Genomic DNA, 19,434 nt, shown 5'->3' with positions numbered 1-19,434 from the left:
GGGACGTCCGCGCACCGGTGGCTCACGGTTCAGGGGCGTTTCGGGGCGCAACCCAACGGCCAACGTCGCGACCCCTAGATGAATTGGTCAGGCAACGCGCTCGATCGCCGGGAGCCGCCATGCGAGCGAACGAAGAGCGGGCAGCGCGAGATAGCCCCGAAAAAGCGGCCGGAAGGCACCGGCGGGTGTTGGCAGCCAGTTACCGGCCATGGCCGCCTCAGGCGCTTCGCGCTGAAACAATATGTCGATCGAGCCATCGCGATTGGGACGGATCGACCGGGTTCGGTCACCTATCGAATAGCGGGAAATGGGATTGGGAACGAGATACAGCCGACCGTCAGCCTCTTCACTGTACATGGTGAGCGACCAGAAGGCCTTCACCGGAACGCCCCCGGGTGGCAGGCGGAGACGGTAGTTCCGGTCGCCTCGCAGTGCTTCGCCATGATCGTCAGCGAGCCCGTGAGCGTAAAGCGCCTCCTCCGGCGGCAAGGCGGCGAGGCCCACGAGTGCGACACGCGCTCGCTCCTCGTCGTTTTCCCCAAAGTCGCCCGTCGCGTCGGCGGAGTAGCTCCAGCCATCAATTCTCCGCTCATTGGACGACGCGGCGGCTAGCCGGGTCAGCCCGTCGGCAATCGCGGTGCGCCACGACCGAAGCAGGGGCGCGGACCAATCTTGTGCAGGCGGCATGGCGCCCGAGAACTCGGGAAACCGCCTTGCTCTTAGTGCACGCGGGTCTCCGGGGTCGCATCGATCGAGCATCGCCTTCACCACCGCGAGGAAATTTCCGGCATCGGCTATGTCACCCGGCTCGACCGGCAGGATCGGTCCGTCCTTGCGGGTTGCCGCATCCTCGATCCGGATGGCGTCCTGAAGCGCATTGACCGCAGCGACATCTTCGGGTCCGTCGATCAGAATGCGGATCAACATCCAGACGTCCGAAGTCGCGGCACGAACAGGATAGGCGCCCTCGGGAACCGCGCCTTTCGGCCAGCCGGGCGGTATAATGGCAAACCGTCCGCCCCTGCCTCCCGATGCCCGTGTACCTGCAAAGAAGAAGTTATCGGTGAAGGCATCCATGAACGCCGCGCTGAAATAGCGGTCCGGAATGTCCGGTATCTCGACAACGACCGGGCCGCCCGTGAGATCAATTCGGGCATTTGTGACGAGGCAATCATTGTTGACGGCGGTTATTTGCCGCATGGCGGGATCAGACAGGGTGCGCCGACTCATCGGCCTGTTGAGAATCCAGGCCCCTCCCGCAGTCCGCGGCCTAGCCGAAACATAGGCGGTGCGGGCGAACTCGAAAAGCGGAAAGCCGGCGCAGAAGGCTGCGAAGCGATCCTCGGCCGCGGTCACCGCAGCGACCGCCTCACCACCGGGAATGACCGCAGCGGCGGCGGCAAAGCGGATCATGTCGCGCCTGCTTACTGTCATGGTGCGCGCCTGGCCCACGCTAGATGCAAAAGGACGACGCGGCGGCTGCTGCCGCCGCGCCGAGGTATTGCTCCCTCGGAGGTGAGGTCAGGGAGCCGGAGTACGGTTCGCGATCGCAACTTCGATCAAATCCTGCATGACCTGCTCGAGCTCGACGCCCTTGCGGTCGCCGCCGGTCGAGATTTCCGTGGCGATCAGGCCATAATAGCCGGTCTGGCGATCGATCCATCCGGTCCATCCATAGGCCCCTGGCGAGGAATTGATCTTCGAGGTCGCGCAGGCCGCTGGGGTATCGCATTCGACGAAGGAGCCGAGCGCATATTCCCAGTTGGTCGCGCCGGACGGAACGAACAGCCGCGGCAGGCCAGCCGTTCGCTGCTGCGTGAAGGCAGTCATGTCGGTCACGAATGTGCCGCTCAGAAGGGCGCGCAGGAGCTTCGCATAATCGCGCGGCGTCGAGTAGGCGCCGCCGGCGATCCACGGATTGGTCGGGGCACTTCCGCCTGGATCGTACCAGACCGTGGAGGTCATGCCGAGCGGCGTTGTCACGTGCTGGCTGAACAGCTCGTGGAAATTGCGCTGACGCGCGGGGCTCGTCCCGGGCTGGATACTGGTGTCCTTCGCCTCGAGATAGGCGGCCGCGATCTGGATACCGTGCGGCCCGTAGCTGTACTGGGCGCCAGGCGCATTGCCTGGCCTCAGGCTGTCATAGCGCAGGTCATGGATGCTTTTCGCGCAATTGTAGAGCGTCCAGGTCGGAAGCAGCTGGCATCCGCCGACCAGCGGGCTCGCATTGAAGCCCGAGGTCATGGACAATGTGTGCTTCAGCTTGACGTCCTTCTTGGTGCCGCTCGTCGTCCAGAAGGCAAGCGCCGGGGCCATGGGATCCTCGAGCGTGACGATACCCGACTGGACCATTCGCATGGCGAGCGCTCCGGCCATCCATTTCGAAGCCGAGGCGAGCGGGGTTACGCGATCGATCCCGAAGCTCCCCTTCTCATGGGTGAACAGATATTCCGGATCGTTGGCGTTGCCGACGATAAAAAAGCCGTTCGCGACCTCCGTGTCGGCTTCGATCGCGGCTTCCAGCGCCGTCCAGTCATAGGTATAGCCTCCGACCGTGGTCGACAGGCTGGCGCTCGCAGCGGGTGCAGCGGCGGTCGCGCTTCCGGATGCCCGGGCCATGGGGGCCTGGGGAGGCAGCTGCACCATCGGGCGCGCGCCGTCCTCCTCCCTCTCACCAAGGACGGATTGCGCGGCAATCGCGCCCGCGCCGATCAAGGCGGCACCGGCGGCGCCCCAGACCAATATTCTCCTCTGCACCATATTCTCTCTCCCAGCTTCGTTGCACGTCGTCGAAACGGAGCCCGCGGACCCGTGGGCGCTATGGAGCAGTGCCCGATGCTTCGGCATGCACCTTCAGAAGATGATCGATCTGCGCCTTGCGAAAGCCGGAAGCCACGATCGGGTTCGGAGCGAGCAGGGCCAGACGGTCGTCAGCCGCGTCATAACGCGGCCAATCCGGGACGAGCGCGCAGCGCGGATTTCCGAATTTCGCGAAAGCCACCCAGCATTCGGACATTGCGGCGCCGAACCGGCGGTCCTCTTCGCCGATCGGTCCCGCGAGCGACGCGAAATAGTCCAGCGATCCGAACAGATAGGGAATTTCGGAGCCATGGGCGGCACCTTTCGCCTGCGAGCGACGACCGGCCGCGACATAGTCGAAATGATAGAGAAAGGAGGGCTTGCCCCGTGCCGTGCGTGCGGCCAGCCATCGCGCCGGCCCGACGAACCAGGCGTCGCCGAGGATCTGGCGTGCAAGTTCGTCTTCGGCGAGACCAGCGCCATAGGCTGACCGCCCCCCCGCCTGGTCGGCGCCGAGATAGACCATCGCCATCGCGGGCGGCACACCCATTGCGAGGATCACGCTGGCCTCGTTGCTGTTTGCGCCGACGAGGAGCGGTACATCGACCGGTTCACCCTTGGCGAGCGTCCGCCAGGGGGCTTCGCGAATGAGCGTCCCGTCGAGTATGGGGCCTGTCATCTCCCCCGGTGACCGGACTTCGCTTGCGGAGACCAGCGCGGCGACGGGAAGCGCGCGCAAATCGGCTGCCGATGCTCCGGGTTTGGCTCCAGCCCGGACCGCCAACGCGGCGCCGAGGGCTTCCTGCTGTGCGAGCGGTCGCGGGTCGAGGAGGCCGACACCCGACTGGACGATCGCGCGCGCGAAGAGCCCCTTGGCCTGCTCCTGCGCGAGGATCGTCGTTACGCCGATCGCGCCGGCCGACTCCCCGAACAGCGTTACCTGCTTCGGATCTCCGCCGAAGGCCGAAATATTCGCCTGGACCCAGCGCAGCGCCGCCAGCTGGTCCATGAGACCATAGTTGGCGAGCGCTTCACCCTTTGGCCTGGCGGCGCTGAGCGCGGGGTGAGCATAATATCCCAGCGCACCGAGACGGTAGTTGATGGTGACGAGAACCACGCCCTGGCGCGCGAAGGCGGAGCCGTCGAAGGCCGGAAAGACACCCGATCCGAGAACATGGGCGCCGCCGTGGATCCAGACCATGACCGGGAGTTTGCGCGCGTCCTTGGGCCGCCAGACATTGAGTTGGAGGCAGTCCTCGGACTGAAGGTCCGCGACACCACCGGCGACGAGGGCGGGCACGACCCGCTGCGGGCAGGCCGGTCCCGGCCGTGAAGCATCGCGGGAGCCCTTCCACGCGGCCGCGCGCTGGGGCGGACGCCAGCGCAGGCTCCCGGTCGGGGCGGCGGCAAACGGGATGTTGTAGAAGCGATCGATCCCCGATGCGCTGCTGCCGACGAGCCTGCCCTGTGCGAGGCCGACCGCCGGCCCCGCGTCGCCTGCGAAGGCGGACGCGGGACAGAGCAAGCCGGCGGCCAGGCAAAGTCCCAATGATCTGCTCAGCCGCAATTCGGCCTCCTCATTTCTGCTGCCAGGTGCGAAGGCCTCCTCCGCCGTGCCGTGTCAGAAGGTTATGCGACCCTCGACACCGATTACACGCGGCTGGCTGTAGCGATTGATCGTGGGGGCCTGAGCGACATAGTAGAGCTTGTCGAACAGGTTGTTGGCGAAGGCGCTGATGTTGACCTTCCCGAACTGTACGCCGACGCGCAAGTTCACCAGAACATAATCGTCAAGATCGACCGAGGTGGCCGTCAGCTCCTGCTTGCCGCCCCATTGACCGCTCACGAGGACATTGCTCGTCAGCGCGACATCCTTGGCGACGGGATAGCGAAGGTTGAGATTGGCGGAGGCGAGCCAGTCCGGCACCTGGGCAAGGTCGAGCCCGTCATAGCGTCCGCTCTTGACCTTCCCGCCCTGACGCGACCCGCTGAGCGCGAGGCGGCCATTGCCCTCCCCGAGATCGAAGCCCTGCGAATATTCCGCTTCGATGCCCCAGCTCTTCGCATCGCCTGCATTGGCGAGATAGGTTACGGCGGCCACCGGGCAGGTGGGATTGGTGAGGGCGCAGCCATCGTCGAGTTGGGCGATCAGATCATCCAGCTCGGTATAATAGCCGGCGATCGCGAAGTAGCCGCGGCGAAGGGGGCTGCCCTTGATGCCGACTTCATAGCTCCGGCTCCCCTCGCTCCCGAACGGCACCTGAACAGGGCTCGGCGCGCGCGGATCCGACAGGCGGGTGTTGAAGCCGCCGGCGCGGTAGCTGGTTCCCACCTTACCATATGCCAGCACGTTCGGCGTGAGCTTGAACGACAGGGTCGCATTGTAGGAAAGATTGTCGTCGCTCAGCTTCCCGTCGATAATGCGGCTCGGCCCGCCGGTCGGGAGGCCGGTCGCCAGATCGTAGAGCCGCGCCGTGATCGACCGGCTGTCGCTGGTGTAGCGAAGTTCGCCCGTGATGTTGATCGTGTCGGTGATGTCGAAGCCGAGCGATCCGTAAGCGGCATAGCTTTCGAAGTGGAGGCGCGACGGCGCGATGTTGCCCGGCGACGGGTTGGCGAGCGTCGGCGTCCGCGTCGTGGTCAGCGAGAAATCGCTGTCGAGAATCAGCGCCTCCGCGCCCAGGAGCCAGGCGAAGCGCCCGCCCGATCCGTTGACGTGGATGTCCTGCGAGAAGCTGTCGGTGGTATCGATCACAAACGACCCGCTGCTGGGATCGATCGGCGTCAGCGCGCCGACCTGGCCCGCTGCCCGCGCACGCGCCAGCTCGGTCGGGCTGACCGCGTCGTTGTCGAGGTCATATTCTGAATGGCGTTTGCGGAAACTGGTCGTGGAACTGAGCTCGGCGCCGCCCAGATCGACGCGCACCAGGGCCTGCAGTCCGTCGATATCCTGAACGGCGCGCGGGGCGGTGCTCCAGGGATAGCTGAAGCGGTCCTGGATATAACCTCCCGGAAAGCCCGGCGTGCCGGCCGGGATGAAGATCTGGTAGTGGATGCTGGGCGTCGTGAGGCGCTGCGTCTCGGCGAGAAGCACGACATCGACGGGACCGCGTCGAAGGCGGAGCTGGCCGCGCAGACCGTGGCCCTTCTGCCGATCGAAATATACGTCGTTGTCCGGATTGTAGAAAAAGCCCTTGTCCTGCTCGACAAGGTCGCCGCTTATGCGCAGCGCAGCGCCTTCGCCAAGCGGCACATTGACTGCGCCCTGCAGCTGGAGGCTGTTGTTCTCGAAGGCATAGCGTGCGCTCGCCCACCCCGAGAGATCGAACTCCGGCTGTGCCGAAATGATGTTGATCGCGCCGCCGACGGCGTTGCGGCCGTAAAGGGCGCCCTGCGTCCCGCGCAGCACCTCGACGCGACCGATATCGAGCATGTCGAGCCGCGAGAAGTTGCGGCCGCCGACGGGGCCGCCGCCGATATAGGCCCCGTTGCGGTAGAGGCCGATGCTCGGATCGCCGTTCGTCGCCCGCGCCGTCGACGATGCGCGAATGGAAATTTCGGAGGTCAGCGACGAGTTGAGGTTGTTGAAACGAACGCTCGGCTGATCGGCCAGGAGTTCGGGGGTCGACGTCGCGCCACCGCGATCTGCAAGCGAGGCTGCGTCGATGACCGAGGCCGCCGTCGGGACGTCGGCGAGCCGCTCCTCGCGCCGCCTCGCCGTTACGACGATCGAGCCGTCATCGACGGCGGCCGACGCGGTGTCAGCCGGGGCGGGCGCGTCGCTTTCCTGGGCCAGAGCCGGATCGGCGCCGACGACCCAAAGGGCGGCCGAACAAAACAACGTGCACGCGTAGCGTCCCATAAATCCCTCCCATGTCATTTCTCATTATTATCGATAATTTTGAACATCGATATAATTCTGTCAAGCCGATTCTGCCCGCCTCGCCTCTCTAATCAGCGATGAGCCGGAACCAGCGCGGAGATCAAATCGCGGATCCCGCGTGCCGTAGCGGCAAGCGGCTCGGAGGCGACGACGTCCAGCGTATCGGTCGCCGCATGATGATGTCTGTGGGCGCCGAACACGCCGGCATGCCGAACATAGCCGGCGCCGATGACCTCGGCGAGTTCGCCCGCCACGCCCTGCGAAGACGGATAGGCCATCTCGAGTCCGGGTTGCCCCTTGAAGATCGCGCGCGCGCGATCGACGAAGTCCGCCGAGGTCATCAGGAAGCGGTAGGGGTCCGCACTCGGCAGCGGCAGAAGCGCGGACGGCGTTTCCTGAAAGTCGCGCGTGGCGACATTGGCTCCGAGGTGGAGCCAGAGGTCGGTCTCGGCCGGCGGCGGCCCGATGCTCTCGACGACGTGGCTGGCTCCGAGATTCTCATACTCATGTCCGCTGTTGCAGAGGAACAGCAGACTGTGACCGGTGAAAATACGTGGCATCCAGTCTGCCAGCGCCAACCAGACGGCGATCCCGGGACCCCGTTCGCCGGCGCAATCGGTCCAGCCCGAACGGGGGGTCGAGACGACGATCCAGCGGCGGCCGGCGCGCTCGACACGCCCTATTATATTGTCCGCCCGGCGAACGCCCCCGTCGCCCGTTATCGTGAGGCTCGCGCGCGTGCCGTGGCGAGCCGCTTCGATTACGGGCGCCGCATGACGCGGCGCGAGGAGGGCTATCGGCCTGTCGGAAAATGGCCCGTCCGCGGGAGCATTCAGCAGAAGCGCCTCCCCGCTCGGGCCGGTCGTGACGAGGATAACCCCGCTGGCTCCACGCGCGAGAGCGTCGGCCAGTGGCTCGCGCACGGCCCGGTCCAGCAAACTCGACCAACGGCGGTACGGGAGCCGGATAACCGCGATCGCGCCGTCGAGCCGCCCGCCGGCTTCGGCCAGCCGCAGCGCCGCTTGAACCCCCCGGGGCTCGGTTACGGCAGCCAGCGGCTGCGCCGCGAGCCCGATCTTGATATCGCCGAAGGCGAGCTCGCAGACGGAGCCATCGAACCAGGGCACCTCGAATCCTTGCCGTTCGACGTTGAAGCCCGCGACTTCGAGGCGCTTCGCGGTCCAGTCGGCCGTCCAGCGGTCTCCAGCTCCGCCCGACCTCTTGTTGCCAGCTTCCGCATAGGTTCTGACGTCCGCCAACAGTCTTTCGGGCCCGAACATCGCTTCACCCCCGGTTGCAGCGCCAGCTGTCGTTGCCTCGAACGCCAGCGGAGCGGCGAGCCCGGCCTTGAGCAGCGTCCGCCGATCGGTCCGGACGCGGGTCACGCCGACTTCGCGCGGCGACGGCTCGCTCTCGGCTTTGAGTGGCGCGCCTTATACTCCTCGAGGGCCTGCTCGAAGCTCTCCTGCGTCACACCGATCAGGGCGCGTGCGGCCGCGTCGGCGGCATCGCCGTCGCGGGCCACGATATGGCGGCATAGCGTCTCGTAGAGCGCGGCCGAGCGCCGCGCGGCCTCGTTGCCATGGGTCTCGATATAGCTGTTGGTGTAGACATTATGCTGCCATCGCGCGAGCAACGCGACGCGGTCGAGGAGTTCGAGAGCGAGCGGCGCATTGCTGCGCTTCGCGATGAAGCGGCCGATGCGGTTCGAGACGTTGAGATGCTCAAACGTATTTTCGGTGCGCAATGTGACGTCCTTGTATTCGACAAGGCGATGCATGAGTTCGCGGCCGTCGCGGTCGCTCATTTCCGCGCAGGCAAGGCGGCAGGCCACGCCGAACAGCGCCTTCCAGAGCTCGTAAACCTCGTCAGCGGCATGTTGGTCGAGATCGATCACGAAGGCGCCGCGCCAGGGGACGACCTTCAGGAGACCTATGTTTGCCACCTGCCTGAACGCCTCGCGCACGGGGGCGTGACTGACCCCGAAGCGCGCGGCTATCTCGCGCTCCCGGATCCAGGCTCCCGGCGGAATGCGCCAGGCCACGATGTCATCTATCAAGAGACGCGCGATCACCCTGTCCTGGGTCGGCGCGCTATCATCGTCGCCAGTATTTCTCGCCATGAAGCTCCGCTCGAATTCCGTTCCGGGTCCATTGTGTTGGCACAATGTTTCCCGGAAATCGATGATTGCGAGAGGCATTATTATCGATAATTTTATTTTTTCACAAGCGGTAGTGCGCCATCGGCATTCAGCCTTCAGGTGCCGGCTTCGGCGCCATGCTGCGGGGCCCGGTCGCCGGCCGATCTCCGTCCGGCCCAAGGGCGTTCGCCGCGGCAGCGAGGGAGGCAGGCGATCGCCCGCGGTCGGCGGAGGATCGCTATCGTGCATCATCGTCCAGCTCCTCGCGCCGCCGCTGGCTGGCCATGAATTCGCGCGTGGTTCGGAACGACGGCGGCAGCGACCGGCGCTTGCGGCGCATCGTCGCCCAGATCCGCAGCATGTGTCGCCTGCGTTCCGGCTCGACATGGTCCTCGAACGCAGTCCGGGCATGAAGGACGGTGTAGTTATTGGCGATTTGAAGGTCTCCGGGGACCATCACGAACTCGAAAAAATGCGCCGGGTCGTTCAGCGCCGCATCGAGCGCGTCGAGCGCGGCGACTTGCTGCGCCGTCAAACGCGGGACACCGGGCATGGCTTGCGCGAGATCGATATAGCCGCGCTTGTGCAGAATATTCAGCAACCCGCGATGCTCAGCGAAGATGGGCACGGCCTGCACCGGCCGTTCGGGGCCAAGTTCGCCGCGGGTATCGAAATAGAATTCATGCTGAAGGACGAGCGCAAGACCGGGGTCGCGGGCAATGACGGCATTGAAGGCCGCCCCGGCGCTCACGATGCGGCTATGACCGCCCGATTTTCCCGCGTTGCGGCAGAGAAAAAACAGGGCGTCGGACCCGTCTCCGTGGAACTGCAGCTCGACGTTCGTCTGATAGCCCCGGATATTGCTGCTGCGAAAGGCGGTACGCGCTTCGGCTTCGTCGGCGAAACTCTGCTCGGCGCGGACGTGATGCAGTCGCTTCCCGCTGGCGTCTTGCGGCTCGGGATAGCCCATATGGCTCACGATGCCCCAGAACAGCCGTTCGACATCGGCAAGCTCGAGCCCCTCGATCGGGACATTGCGCAGGAGCGCAAAGCCCGGCCCCCCTTCGATCCGGTCGATGATCGCGTCGAGCCGGCGCGCAAAACCGGGCAGCCGGAAAGTCTCGGGCCCAATCTCGTCGCGCGCGACGCCCATCCGGTTGACATCGGCGAGAGCTGCCAGGGCCTCGGCCCGGTCCGCCGGGGACAATTCGACGATCCAGCTCCGGTCGCTTTCGATATCCGCCGAAAGCCACACCGAAGGCCCGGTAACCGGCGTCGTGCGAACTGAGTCGGTCTGGATCATTCAGCTTGTGTATTGTCAATAATCGACATTGGCTATAGGAATCTTTCACGCGGCCCCAATGGGCCCGGAGACAAATAGGTGAAGCGGGGGTGGTGATGGCATCGATTGCGAAATCCGGAACCTGGACGGGCCGGCTCGCCTATTTCCTCTTCCTGATGTTCCTGGTCTCGACCCTCAACATGGCCGACCGCCAGATCATCGGTATCGTCGCGGAGCCGATCAAACGCGAGTTCGGCCTTTCCGATACGCTGCTCGGGCTGCTCGGCGGCACTGCGTTTGCGCTGGTCTATCCGCCGCTTGGCCTACCCATCGCGCGGCTGGCCGACCGCTTCAACCGCCGGAACATTCTCGCGATCTGCCTTGCCTTCTGGAGCGGGATGACCGCGTTGTGCGGCGCCGCTACGGGCTTCTGGTCGCTGCTCTTGGCGCGCGCGGGCGTCGCGGCAGGGGAAGCGGGTTACGCGCCCTGCACGCATTCGCTCATCGCGGACGAAGTCGATGAGCGCTACCGTGCTACGGCGTTCGCGGTGCTCGTGACCGGCATCTCGGCGGGCGGCTTTCTCGCCTCGGCGCTCGGAGGCTATGTGGCACAGGAATATGGGTGGCGGTGGGCTTTCGCTGCAATCGGAATTCCGGGCCTGCTTCTCGCCCTGCTCGTTCGCCTGACCGTCCGCGAACCGCCCCGAACCGTCGCACCGCGCGGCGCGACGGCCTGGAGCGTCTATCGCAGGCTCCTTACCAACCCCGCCTTCTCCTGGTGCATTGCCGGTTCCGCGTTGCATCTTGTCGTAACGTACGGGCTCGGTGCGTGGGCGGTGGTCTGGTTCGTGCGGGGTCATGACATGCCGCTCGCCACCGCAGGCCTGGCTTTGGGCGGCCTCGGCGCAGTCGCCGGTGCGCTGGGGAGCTTCTCGGGCGGACTGGCAGGCGACTGGCTGGCCCGGCGCGACAGGCGCTGGCTCGGCTGGTGGCCATCGATCACGGTGCTGATCGCGGCGCTCGTCGGAGCGCCGGCTTTCCTCACGGACAATGTTGCGCTGGCCATCGCCGGCGTCACGCTGGCGGTATTTATGAACGCGCTCTACCAGCCTTCGACCTATGCGTTGGTGCAGGGCGTCGCCGACCCGGGCGCGAGGGCCAGCGCCGCAGCGCTGATGATCTTCGCCCAGAATATTGTCGGGCTCGGACTGGGGCCGGTTGCGATCGGCGTCGCCAGCGACGCGTTGACGCCGGCAATGGGCGAGGCCGGCCTGGGACTGGCACTCGCGGGGGTCTTCTTATTCAACGTGCTGGCCTGCATCGCCTATTTCATGGCCGCCCGCTTTTTGCGAACCAAAGGAAACGACGATGCATAAGATCCTCATCTCGGTGCTGCTCGCCGCCGCACCCGCCAGCGCGTCCGAGCCGGTTCGACGCGACACGCCGCAGGGCGTGGTCGAGGGCCGAAGCGACAATGGCATAGAGATGTTCAAGGGCATCCCCTATACGGCGCCGCCGCTGGGACCGATGCGATGGCGCCCGCCCGGTGATCAGCCGCACTGGACGGGCGTCCGCGACGCCTCCGCATTCGGCCCGGTCTGCGTCCAGAAGGCTCCGGCCACCGCGCGCGTTCTCGCCTCCAGCCCCCAAAGCGAAGACTGCCTCACGCTCAATATCTGGCGCCCGGCCGATGCGAAGAATGCCCCGGTGATGGTCTGGATCCATGGCGGGGCGAACATGTTCGGGTCGGGATCCGAGCCATTCTACGATGGAGCCGCCTTCGCGCGGCGCGGCATCATTTTGGTGACGATCAACTATCGGCTGGGCTATCTCGGCTTTTTCGGTCATCCCGCGCTCAAGGAGGGCGGCGGCAACCTCGTCAACTATGGTCTTCTCGACCAGATCGCCGCGCTCAAATGGGTCAGGGACAATATAACGGCCTATGGCGGCGACCCGGCGCGCGTCACCATGTTCGGAGAGAGCGCGGGCGGCGGCGCAGTCCTGAACCTGCTCGCCGCTCCTTCGGCACGCGGCCTCTTCGCGCAAGCGATCGTGCAGTCCGGCGGGGGGCTTCCGGCTCGCAAGGACGCCGGGGACGCCACAAAGGCCGGACAGGCGATCGCCGCGGCCCTCGGCCTGAAGGACGCGACTGCCGATGCGCTGCGTGCCTTGCCGGCGGAGCGGTTCTTCGATGCTGCCGTTCCCCGGCCGGAGCCGGGTTTCGGCGCGGTACCGGGAGGTGCAGAGGTGGCGGAACCTCCGCTCGCCGCAATTCGCGCGGGGCGTGCGGCGAATGTGCCCCTCTTGATCGGCGTCAACAGCAACGAGGGCAGCCTGGTCGACAGCTGGGGTATGAAGGACGAGCAGGTGCTGGCGCTTCTCGGGGGCCGCGCGCCGGTCATCGCGGACGCTTACGGGTCTGCGACGACAAATCGCGGCGACTTTGCCCGCAGGCTGTATGGCGATGTGATCTTTCTTTATCCTGCGCGTGCGATCGCGCGGGCGCAGCAGCGGCGCGCGCCGGTCTGGCTCTATTATTTCGACTATCTGCCGGAGGGCCTCCGCGCCCAGCAAAAGGGCGTGAACCATGCGGGCGAGATCCCGTTCGTCTTCGACATGTCCGCATCGCTGGCGCAGATCCCGCGCACGGAGCGGGACTTGTCCTTCGCAAAAGGCGTGAACGGATGTTTCGCCGCCTTCGCGACGGGGGGCAAGCCCTCGGCGTCGCCCTTGTGCTCGGCGTGGGCGCCCTATGACGCTAAGGCCGACAACTGGTTTGTTTTTCGTGACCCGCCCGCCGGGGCCAACCGCTTCGCGGAGCGGCAGCTCGACGCCATTGGCGCCGTCCTTCGTCAGCTCGGGCTGGATTGATATTGGCTGGCGTTCGTCGAACTGCCCCGCGAGGCGGGGCAAGAGGCAGCCGTTTGCCTGCCGCGCGGCTTGCTTGTCCTGTCGCTGAAAATTCGGGGTGGACGATCAGGCCGCGCGGCCGCTGGCAGCGCGCGCACGCCTGCATATGATCGAATTCTTACGGCACGGATCGCAGCGGAACCCGGCCAGGCCGCCTGCGGGTTCTCGCCAATGCCCCCATCCCATCGCGTACCGCGCGCCAGGCTGACAAGGAGAGACAAGATGCTGCGTATCGAGGAAGATGGCGGGATAGCCGTCGTTCGGATCGACAGGCCGGAAGCGCGAAACGCCCTGAACGCGGAAACGCTTTCCGCCTTGACGGATACCGCGCGGACCCTGGGTCGGAGATCCGACATTTCCGCCGTTATCTTGACGGGCACCGACAGGTTTTTTTCCGCTGGCATCGACCTCAAGGCCGAACCGAGAGCTTCAGCTACGCTTCTCGAGCGGCGCGATGCCGCGCGCGCGGGTCCTGATCTGTGCCGTGCATGGGAAGCGATCGAGGCCGTGACGATCGTTGCCATCGAAGGCTATTGTGTCGGCGGGGCCTGCGCGCTCGCACTCGCGTGCGACTTCCGCATCATGGCAGCGGGCGCGATGATGCGGCTTCCGGAGGTCCCGCTCGGCATGAACATGAGTTGGGGGACCCTGCCAAGGCTGGTCGCTCTGATCGGGCCTGCACGGGCAAAGGTTTTCGCGCTCTTCGGAGAGCCTGCCCATGTATCGGAGTGCCTGGCGTGGGGGCTTGCCGACCGCTCGGCCGAGCAAGGCGAGGCCTTGGCCGAGGCAAGGCAATGGGCCGAGCGTGTCGCAGCGCTTCCACCACTACCGGCGCGCATGACCAAGGAGGCGATCAACGCCAGCGCCAACGCGCTGAGCGCCGCGGCAAGCTTCATGGACCGCGACCAGTTTCTCCTCACGTCGCTCACCGGCGATTTCGGTGAGGGGGTCGCCGCCTTTCTGGAGAAGCGCGCGGGGCGCTTCCGCGGGGACTAGTAATGTCGCTGCATATCGACATATAGCCTCCTTGTAGGGGAAAACAGTGGTCGAGCCTAAACCAGCGGGACGCGTCGCGGACAATCGCCTCGCTCCGGACGATGTCGTATTCGTTGCCCTCGAACGGATTATCGAAGGCGCTCTCGTCGCTGGCGCGCGCATAACCGAGCGTTGGATTGTCGACCAGGCGGGCGTGACGCACGCGCAGGCGCGCGAAGCCCTTCATCGCCTCGACAAGCTCGGCGCCCTCACGCTCTCCGCGCGCCGCGGCGCAACGCTGATACGTCCCGATCATGTTGACCCGTCCGACATCCGGCCGATCTGGCTTGCACTGCTCGGGATGGCAGGCCGAAAGGCTGCGGGGCGCGAAGTGGTCGCGCCAGCGCCCGTCCTCAGGACCCCGTCAGCCCGCTGGCCGCGATATCTGGCCTTGCGAACGAATATCGACCTGATCGGGCGAGCCGCCGGAAGCGAGCGACTGACGCACGTCCTGCAGCGGCTGGCGCTGCAAAGCGTCGTCGGCCGTGGCGGTTTCGGCGCGATCGCCCCGGACGCCGTCGCGCAATTCGCTGCCAGCGTTGCTCGCGGGGCGTTCGACGAAGCCGCGCTCAACGCCAGTTTCGAGGAAAGCTCTCCGCGCGCTCCCGCGCGTGACGAGGCGACCTCATTGCCCCGCGCGGTCGGCAGCGCAATCATCGACCTCGGCAACACCGCTTCCTCGGCGCGCACATATCTCGACCGGATCGCGAAGCGCCTTTCGCTGTCGCCAACGGCCGCGCCCTCGACGTCGGATCAACTCGCCTCTGCGATCCTGCAACGAATCCAGTTCGGCGAGATCAGACCCGGGGAGGCGGTGCGGGAGCTTCCGCTCGCCCAGGAATTCGGCGTCAGCCGGGGACCCGTGCGGGACGCACTGCGCGCGCTGGACCGCCAGGGCATCATCGATATCGAGGGGCGGCGCGGCGCATTCGTCCAGCGATTTGCGGCACGGGATGTTGCCGACCTTTTCGAGATCCGTGCGACCGTATCGGGGGTTCAGATGGCGGAAGCGGCAATCGCCCCGGACCGTCCGGACTGGATCGATGATGAACTGCGCGCGGGCGCCGCCCTTCTCGATGAAATCGCGCATGATCCGGATAGTCCGCTCGGAAACTATATCGTAGTCCGCCGGGCGCTGGCGATGGTCACGCTCGCTGCCGGAGGAAACATTGCCGTGGGACGATTGGCGGCCGAGCTTGAGGGCCAGGTTTCGATCCTATGGACCACGGTCCTCAGGAAAAGCCGCCAGGTCGCCTCTGCCAGGACCTGGCGATCCATTGTCGAGGCGATAATTTCCCGGGACGCAAGCGCGGCGAGGTACAACGGACAGCGCATCGTCGAGGAGGCCGCGGTCGAGGCCCTGAGCGAAGCGAGAGCGATCGAGCGGCGAAGCGCTCCCGGTCCATGACCGGCGATATGGGCTGTCGCCCTTCCCGCTGCGAGGTTCGAGATTGGGACCGCGTATGCGCCCGGCAGGCTTTGTCCAGACACGGAAGGTCCGGTTGCATTCGTGAGGGTGCGGAAGGCTGGTCCCTCTGCCCGTGTCGAGGAGCGACATTCGGCCGCGCGCAATGCTGCCCTGGCGCAAGGGCGCAGCGCGCGATGGTCCGGACGCGGGGACATTATTTTTCATCGGCAAGGCCTTCGAGCCCTGGAAAGAAAATCGCGGCTGCTACGCCCGTCCGCGGTCCTGTGACGCCGGTTCGGCCGCTTGTGCCATGGCTGGCAGCGACGCCGCCGCTTCTCGCTTCGCGAGCGCTACACGCGTCGCCGACCCGCCATGCGGGCAGCTTCTAGCGCGAGATATCCTGCGCATGATTGGAGGCGCCATCGACGGCTGCGCGTGAAAATGGCGCGAAATCCCCGCGAATGCCGTGCTTGAGGACTGCCAGCGAGAGGCCGTCGCGCGCCGCTTCTGCGAGGCCCCTGCCCGCCCACAGTCCGTCGAGCGCGCCCGCCGCAAAGGCATCGCCAGTGCCGACCCGGTCGATCACCGGCGCGACGAGAACCGAATCGGTCGAACCGCCCTCGTCGCGCGTATCGACCCGGGCCACGAGCCGGTGCGCGTCAGGCCCGATGATTTCGCGAGCCGTCGAGGCAACATATTCGAGGGCTGGAAACGCCTCCAGCAACCCCAGAGCCGCTTCGCGCCGCCGGGTTTCTCCATCACCCGAAAAGGCCCGTCCCAACAGCAGCCCGGCGTCGCGATGATTGCCGAACAGCACGGTTGCGTGTGCAACGATCGGCTTCAGTATCGCCGCCGGTTCAGGCTGCCAGCGCTCCCAGAGCCGGCCGCGCCAATTGCCGTCGAACGAGACCCCGATCCCGGCAGCGCGAGCCCGCGTCACGGCATCGAGTGCCGCCTCGGCACTCTTCGGTCCGAGCGCAGGGGTAACGCCCGAAAGGTGCAGCCATCCCGCGCCTTCCAGCAAACGATCCCAGTCCCAATCGCGCGGCCGCATCTCCGCAAAGGCCGATCCGGCGCGGTCGTAGACCACTTGGGCCGGGCGCATCGGGCCGCCGGGGAGATGATAGTAGAGGCCGATGCGGCCCACAGGCCGCGGCACCGCTGCGACATCGACGCCGTGGCGGCTAAGTTCGCCCAGCACGCCGTCCCCCAGGGGCCCCTCGGGGATCGCGCTGATCATTTTGGTGCGGCGCCCGAGCGCCGCAAGCGCCACCGCTACATTTGCTTCCGCGCCGCCGACATGCGCGTCGAAACGCGCCGATTGCAGCGGCAGTTCGCCGCCGGGGACCGAAACCCGCATGACGATTTCGCCGAAGCAGGCGATGGGACCGGGGGTCTCGATCACCCGCGGAACCCCGTCTCGCCGACGGCGGAGCACATGATCTCGACGCCTGCACCGAAGCGCGCGATCGCCATCTGTCCGATGGCGACCGAATGGACCCCGGTAATCGCACCGGCCGAAATCCACTGCCCTGCCTTCAATTCGATGACACGCTCGCGGTGGAGACCGACGAGAAAATCGAGCGATCCAAAGGGTCCGTCGAGGACGTCGATCGGACGCCCCGTCCCGACGACGACATCGTCGATCAGCGTTTCCACCTCCAGCGTCTGAAAATCCTCCATGTGCAGCCCCGGCCCCAGGAGCAGCCCGTTGTTGATACCCATGTCAGCGACGATGCCGAAGGGAGCATGATCGTGAACGTCGGGTGCCGGGGAGCTGGCGACCTCGAAACCGGCGCGGATCGCATCGATCCAAAGGTTGCCGGCCTCGCCGGAGCCGCCCTCGTCCGGCACCGCGCGAAGGCGCAGCATCACCTCGGCCTCGATCGCGCCCGCCCCGCCCTCGAAAACCGACGCATCTCCGGGCGTACCGGGATCGAGTTCGGCAATCCGCATGACAGGTCCCGCGACGCGCTCGGCACCGAGCGCCTCGACAAGCGCCGGCGGAACCCGCCCGACTTTCCATCCGAGCACCGGGGCGCCGAGCGCATGGACCAGTTGCCGCTGGATCGCATATGCCTCGGCCAGGGTCGCGGGAACCGGGGTCGGAAAGGCAGCCAGCGAACGCCCGGAAAGGCGCGCATCAAGCAGCGCCGCGACGACATCGTCCGCGGCCGGCGGGAGCGAATGTCCAGACATCAGGCCAGTTTTGCGCTCAGCAAATAGCGCTCGCGACTTTCCGCCGACTGGCGGCGCAATTCGACCATCGCGCGTTCTTCGGTCTCGTCGAGCATCGATTCGAGCAAGCGGTTGAAATGCCGCCGCATGGCGAGGCGTGCGCCGGTCGCATCGCGCTTGCGCAAGGCTGCGACGACGTCGGCATGCTCGGACTGCCGCGCGGCGCCGTCCTTGCGACAAACCAGCGAATGGCTGTGCCGCACCTCGGGAAGCTCGAGGCGCATGCGCCAAAGGCTCTCGATGACATGGACAATCGCCTTGTTGTTGGAGGCGGCCGCAATGGTCATATGAAACTCGTGGTCGATCGCGCTGATCTCTTCCTCGGTGGCACCGTCGTCGGCCATCGCGGCCAGGAGGTCGTCGAGCCGGGCGAGCTCGCTGGCGGCGATGGTCGGGGCCGCCAGCGCCGCGGCTTCGGCCTCGAACAGCGACCGTGCCTCGGTCAGCTCGAACGCGCTGACCTTGGGCAAAATCGCGTTATCGCCCGGAAGCTCGGGCGCCACATAGGCTCCGGCACCGGTGCGGATCCGAATCCAGTCGGTGGCCTGTAGCGCTATTTCCGCTTCCCGGATTGTCACACGGCTTACCTCGAACTGCTCCGACAGCTCGCGCTCGCCGGGAAGCCGCGTTCCGGGCGGCCATGTTCCATCCAGGATCGAGCGACGAATGGAATCGGCGACATCTTCATAAAGGCGGCGTTCAGCCATAGCTCATGGTTCTCCACACAAGTAAGTGGAGAAGGTCATACAATGTGGTAGGACATGTTTGAACCCCAACTTTCAGGCTCCTACTCTTTGCAGGCGCGCGGCGCGGGCAGTTTGTGCAAGCAGAGAAATTTCATCAGCCGGGCGTTGACAAGCGCCTTGCCTTCCGGGTCGAACTTGCCATGTCCGCCGCGCTCGACCGTTACATAGTCGTGGGACACCCCAAGCCGGGTCAGGCGCTGCTCCAGATCGATCGACTGGCTGATCGGTACGACCGGATCGGCATCGCCATGAACGATGAAGATCGGCGGGCTGTCCTTGGTCAACCAGTTTACCGGCGACATATGCTGTGCCATTTCGGACGCGTCGCCGCGTTTGCCGATCCAGTTGGCGACCGAGGGATGGAGATCGCCGGTCACGGGTCGCAACGCGGCTAGATCGGTCGGGCCAAAAAAGTCCAAGATGGCGGCAGGGCGCGGCGCCGCCTCGCATTGCCGGGCGTCGATATCATTTCCTTCCGGCAGCAGGCCTGCCATCAGGGCAATGTGACCACCCGCCGAAGTCCCGAACACGACAATCCGTTCCGGATCGAAACGGAGACGCACTGCATTGGCGCGCACCCAGCCGAGCGCGCAGCGGGCATCCTGTACCGCTGCCGGAGCCGGCGCCTCGCCCGCGAGCCGATATTCCACCGCGATGACGGAGAAGCCGGCCTCGATATAGGCCCGGAAGCTGTCCGCATCGGACGGGCGGGCGCCCTTGGACCAACCGCCGCCGTGGAAGTAGACGATCACCGGGGTCGGGGCGTCCCTCGAGCCGGGATGAATATAAGCGTCGAGGTGCAACGACCTCGCGCCGATCTCTCGATAGACGATATCACGGATTTCGGTTCCGGCCGGACCGTACGGCGCCGCAGCCGAAGGCCAGGCGACGGACAGGAACAGAAACAGCCCGGCGAGGCCGAGCGTCCGCCGCCAGTTTCCCTCAACTGGCGGGATGCGGGCGTCGGCCGAGTTTGTGATTGCCTGCCCCATG

Annotated in this window: 15 protein-coding genes; 4 read left to right on the top strand and 11 right to left on the bottom strand. The window is 66.0% G+C overall.

Annotated features, from left to right (window positions below; genetic code table 11):
• Positions 1–87 precede the first annotated feature (87 nt).
• The 7 genes from ATE67_RS02475 to ATE67_RS02445 form a co-directional block, all read right to left on the bottom strand.
• Positions 88–1,434 (bottom strand): DUF1254 domain-containing protein, encoded by a 1,347-nt coding sequence (locus ATE67_RS02475; RefSeq protein WP_082660153.1) that lies wholly within the window; start codon positions 1,432–1,434, stop codon positions 88–90.
• An 87-nt stretch (positions 1,435–1,521) separates the two neighbouring features.
• A complete protein-coding gene (locus ATE67_RS02470) occupies positions 1,522–2,760 on the bottom strand; it encodes a serine hydrolase domain-containing protein (protein WP_231728016.1) in 1,239 nt (412 codons plus the stop codon).
• A 58-nt stretch (positions 2,761–2,818) separates the two neighbouring features.
• Entirely contained in the window at positions 2,819–4,366 is a 1,548-nt protein-coding gene (locus tag ATE67_RS02465) for a carboxylesterase/lipase family protein (RefSeq protein WP_082660151.1), read from the bottom strand.
• Positions 4,367–4,420: 54 nt separating this feature from the next.
• Positions 4,421–6,661, bottom strand: coding sequence for a TonB-dependent receptor (locus tag ATE67_RS02460; protein WP_058815076.1), 2,241 nt, complete (start codon positions 6,659–6,661; stop codon positions 4,421–4,423).
• 92 nt (positions 6,662–6,753) lie between these two features.
• The gene (locus ATE67_RS02455; protein WP_156416862.1) at positions 6,754–7,962 is read right to left on the bottom strand and encodes a hypothetical protein; all 1,209 of its coding nucleotides are present in this window, start codon (positions 7,960–7,962) and stop codon (positions 6,754–6,756) included.
• 101 nt (positions 7,963–8,063) lie between these two features.
• On the bottom strand, positions 8,064–9,074 hold the full coding sequence (locus ATE67_RS02450) for a GntR family transcriptional regulator (protein ID WP_197411864.1): 1,011 nt from the start codon (positions 9,072–9,074) through the stop codon (positions 8,064–8,066).
• Complete coding sequence (locus tag ATE67_RS02445; RefSeq protein ID WP_058815073.1) at positions 9,061–10,125, bottom strand: TauD/TfdA family dioxygenase; 1,065 nt, start codon at positions 10,123–10,125, stop codon at positions 9,061–9,063. Before ATE67_RS02445 ends, ATE67_RS02450 begins: the two co-directional genes overlap by 14 nt.
• Before the next feature lie 95 nt (positions 10,126–10,220).
• Between ATE67_RS02445 and ATE67_RS02440 the strand changes: the two genes are divergently transcribed.
• The 4 genes from ATE67_RS02440 to ATE67_RS02425 all read left to right on the top strand — a co-directional run bounded on the left by ATE67_RS02440 (position 10,221) and on the right by ATE67_RS02425 (position 15,457).
• On the top strand, positions 10,221–11,480 hold the full coding sequence (locus ATE67_RS02440) for a spinster family MFS transporter (protein ID WP_058815072.1): 1,260 nt from the start codon (positions 10,221–10,223) through the stop codon (positions 11,478–11,480).
• A complete protein-coding gene (locus ATE67_RS02435; protein ID WP_058815071.1) occupies positions 11,473–12,975 on the top strand; it encodes a carboxylesterase/lipase family protein in 1,503 nt (500 codons plus the stop codon). Before ATE67_RS02440 ends, ATE67_RS02435 begins: the two co-directional genes overlap by 8 nt.
• A gap of 210 nt (positions 12,976–13,185) precedes the next feature.
• On the top strand, positions 13,186–14,010 hold the full coding sequence (locus ATE67_RS02430; RefSeq protein ID WP_331458737.1) for an enoyl-CoA hydratase/isomerase family protein: 825 nt from the start codon (positions 13,186–13,188) through the stop codon (positions 14,008–14,010).
• A gap of 46 nt (positions 14,011–14,056) precedes the next feature.
• Complete coding sequence (locus ATE67_RS02425) at positions 14,057–15,457, top strand: GntR family transcriptional regulator (RefSeq protein WP_058815069.1); 1,401 nt, start codon at positions 14,057–14,059, stop codon at positions 15,455–15,457.
• Positions 15,458–15,842: 385 nt separating this feature from the next.
• Here the strand turns inward: ATE67_RS02425 and ATE67_RS02420 are convergent, their stop codons facing one another.
• The 4 genes from ATE67_RS02420 to ATE67_RS02405 form a co-directional block, all read right to left on the bottom strand.
• Positions 15,843–16,862, bottom strand: coding sequence for a sugar kinase (locus tag ATE67_RS02420; protein ID WP_331458736.1), 1,020 nt, complete (start codon positions 16,860–16,862; stop codon positions 15,843–15,845).
• The gene (locus ATE67_RS02415) at positions 16,859–17,656 is read right to left on the bottom strand and encodes a 2-keto-4-pentenoate hydratase (RefSeq protein ID WP_058815068.1); all 798 of its coding nucleotides are present in this window, start codon (positions 17,654–17,656) and stop codon (positions 16,859–16,861) included. The genes ATE67_RS02420 and ATE67_RS02415 overlap by 4 nt, the downstream gene beginning before the upstream one ends.
• Positions 17,656–18,402, bottom strand: coding sequence for a FadR/GntR family transcriptional regulator (locus ATE67_RS02410; protein WP_058815067.1), 747 nt, complete (start codon positions 18,400–18,402; stop codon positions 17,656–17,658). Before ATE67_RS02410 ends, ATE67_RS02415 begins: the two co-directional genes overlap by 1 nt.
• A gap of 80 nt (positions 18,403–18,482) precedes the next feature.
• Entirely contained in the window at positions 18,483–19,433 is a 951-nt protein-coding gene (locus ATE67_RS02405) for an alpha/beta hydrolase (protein WP_058815066.1), read from the bottom strand.
• Position 19,434 lies beyond the last annotated feature (1 nt).

The organism is Sphingopyxis sp. H050 (assembly GCF_001468265.1).
Classification (GTDB): domain Bacteria; phylum Pseudomonadota; class Alphaproteobacteria; order Sphingomonadales; family Sphingomonadaceae; genus Sphingopyxis.
Note: the sequence above shows the minus strand (reverse complement) of the source record. Positions and strands in the feature narration are given on the sequence as shown.

Coding starts and splice junctions, on each gene's coding strand:
- ATE67_RS02430 (WP_331458737.1), top strand. CDS start 13,186: ATGCCCCCATCCCATCGCGTACCGCGCGCCAGGCTGACAAGGAGAGAC.
- ATE67_RS02405 (WP_058815066.1), bottom strand. CDS start 19,433: ATGGGGCAGGCAATCACAAACTCGGCCGACGCCCGCATCCCGCCAGTT.
- ATE67_RS02460 (WP_058815076.1), bottom strand. CDS start 6,661: ATGGGACGCTACGCGTGCACGTTGTTTTGTTCGGCCGCCCTTTGGGTC.
- ATE67_RS02435 (WP_058815071.1), top strand. CDS start 11,473: ATGCATAAGATCCTCATCTCGGTGCTGCTCGCCGCCGCACCCGCCAGC.
- ATE67_RS02470 (WP_231728016.1), bottom strand. CDS start 2,760: ATGGTGCAGAGGAGAATATTGGTCTGGGGCGCCGCCGGTGCCGCCTTG.
- ATE67_RS02440 (WP_058815072.1), top strand. CDS start 10,221: ATGGCATCGATTGCGAAATCCGGAACCTGGACGGGCCGGCTCGCCTAT.
- ATE67_RS02455 (WP_156416862.1), bottom strand. CDS start 7,962: ATGTTCGGGCCCGAAAGACTGTTGGCGGACGTCAGAACCTATGCGGAA.
- ATE67_RS02410 (WP_058815067.1), bottom strand. CDS start 18,402: ATGGCTGAACGCCGCCTTTATGAAGATGTCGCCGATTCCATTCGTCGC.
- ATE67_RS02450 (WP_197411864.1), bottom strand. CDS start 9,074: ATGATGCACGATAGCGATCCTCCGCCGACCGCGGGCGATCGCCTGCCT.
- ATE67_RS02415 (WP_058815068.1), bottom strand. CDS start 17,656: ATGTCTGGACATTCGCTCCCGCCGGCCGCGGACGATGTCGTCGCGGCG.
- ATE67_RS02445 (WP_058815073.1), bottom strand. CDS start 10,125: ATGATCCAGACCGACTCAGTTCGCACGACGCCGGTTACCGGGCCTTCG.
- ATE67_RS02475 (WP_082660153.1), bottom strand. CDS start 1,434: ATGACAGTAAGCAGGCGCGACATGATCCGCTTTGCCGCCGCCGCTGCG.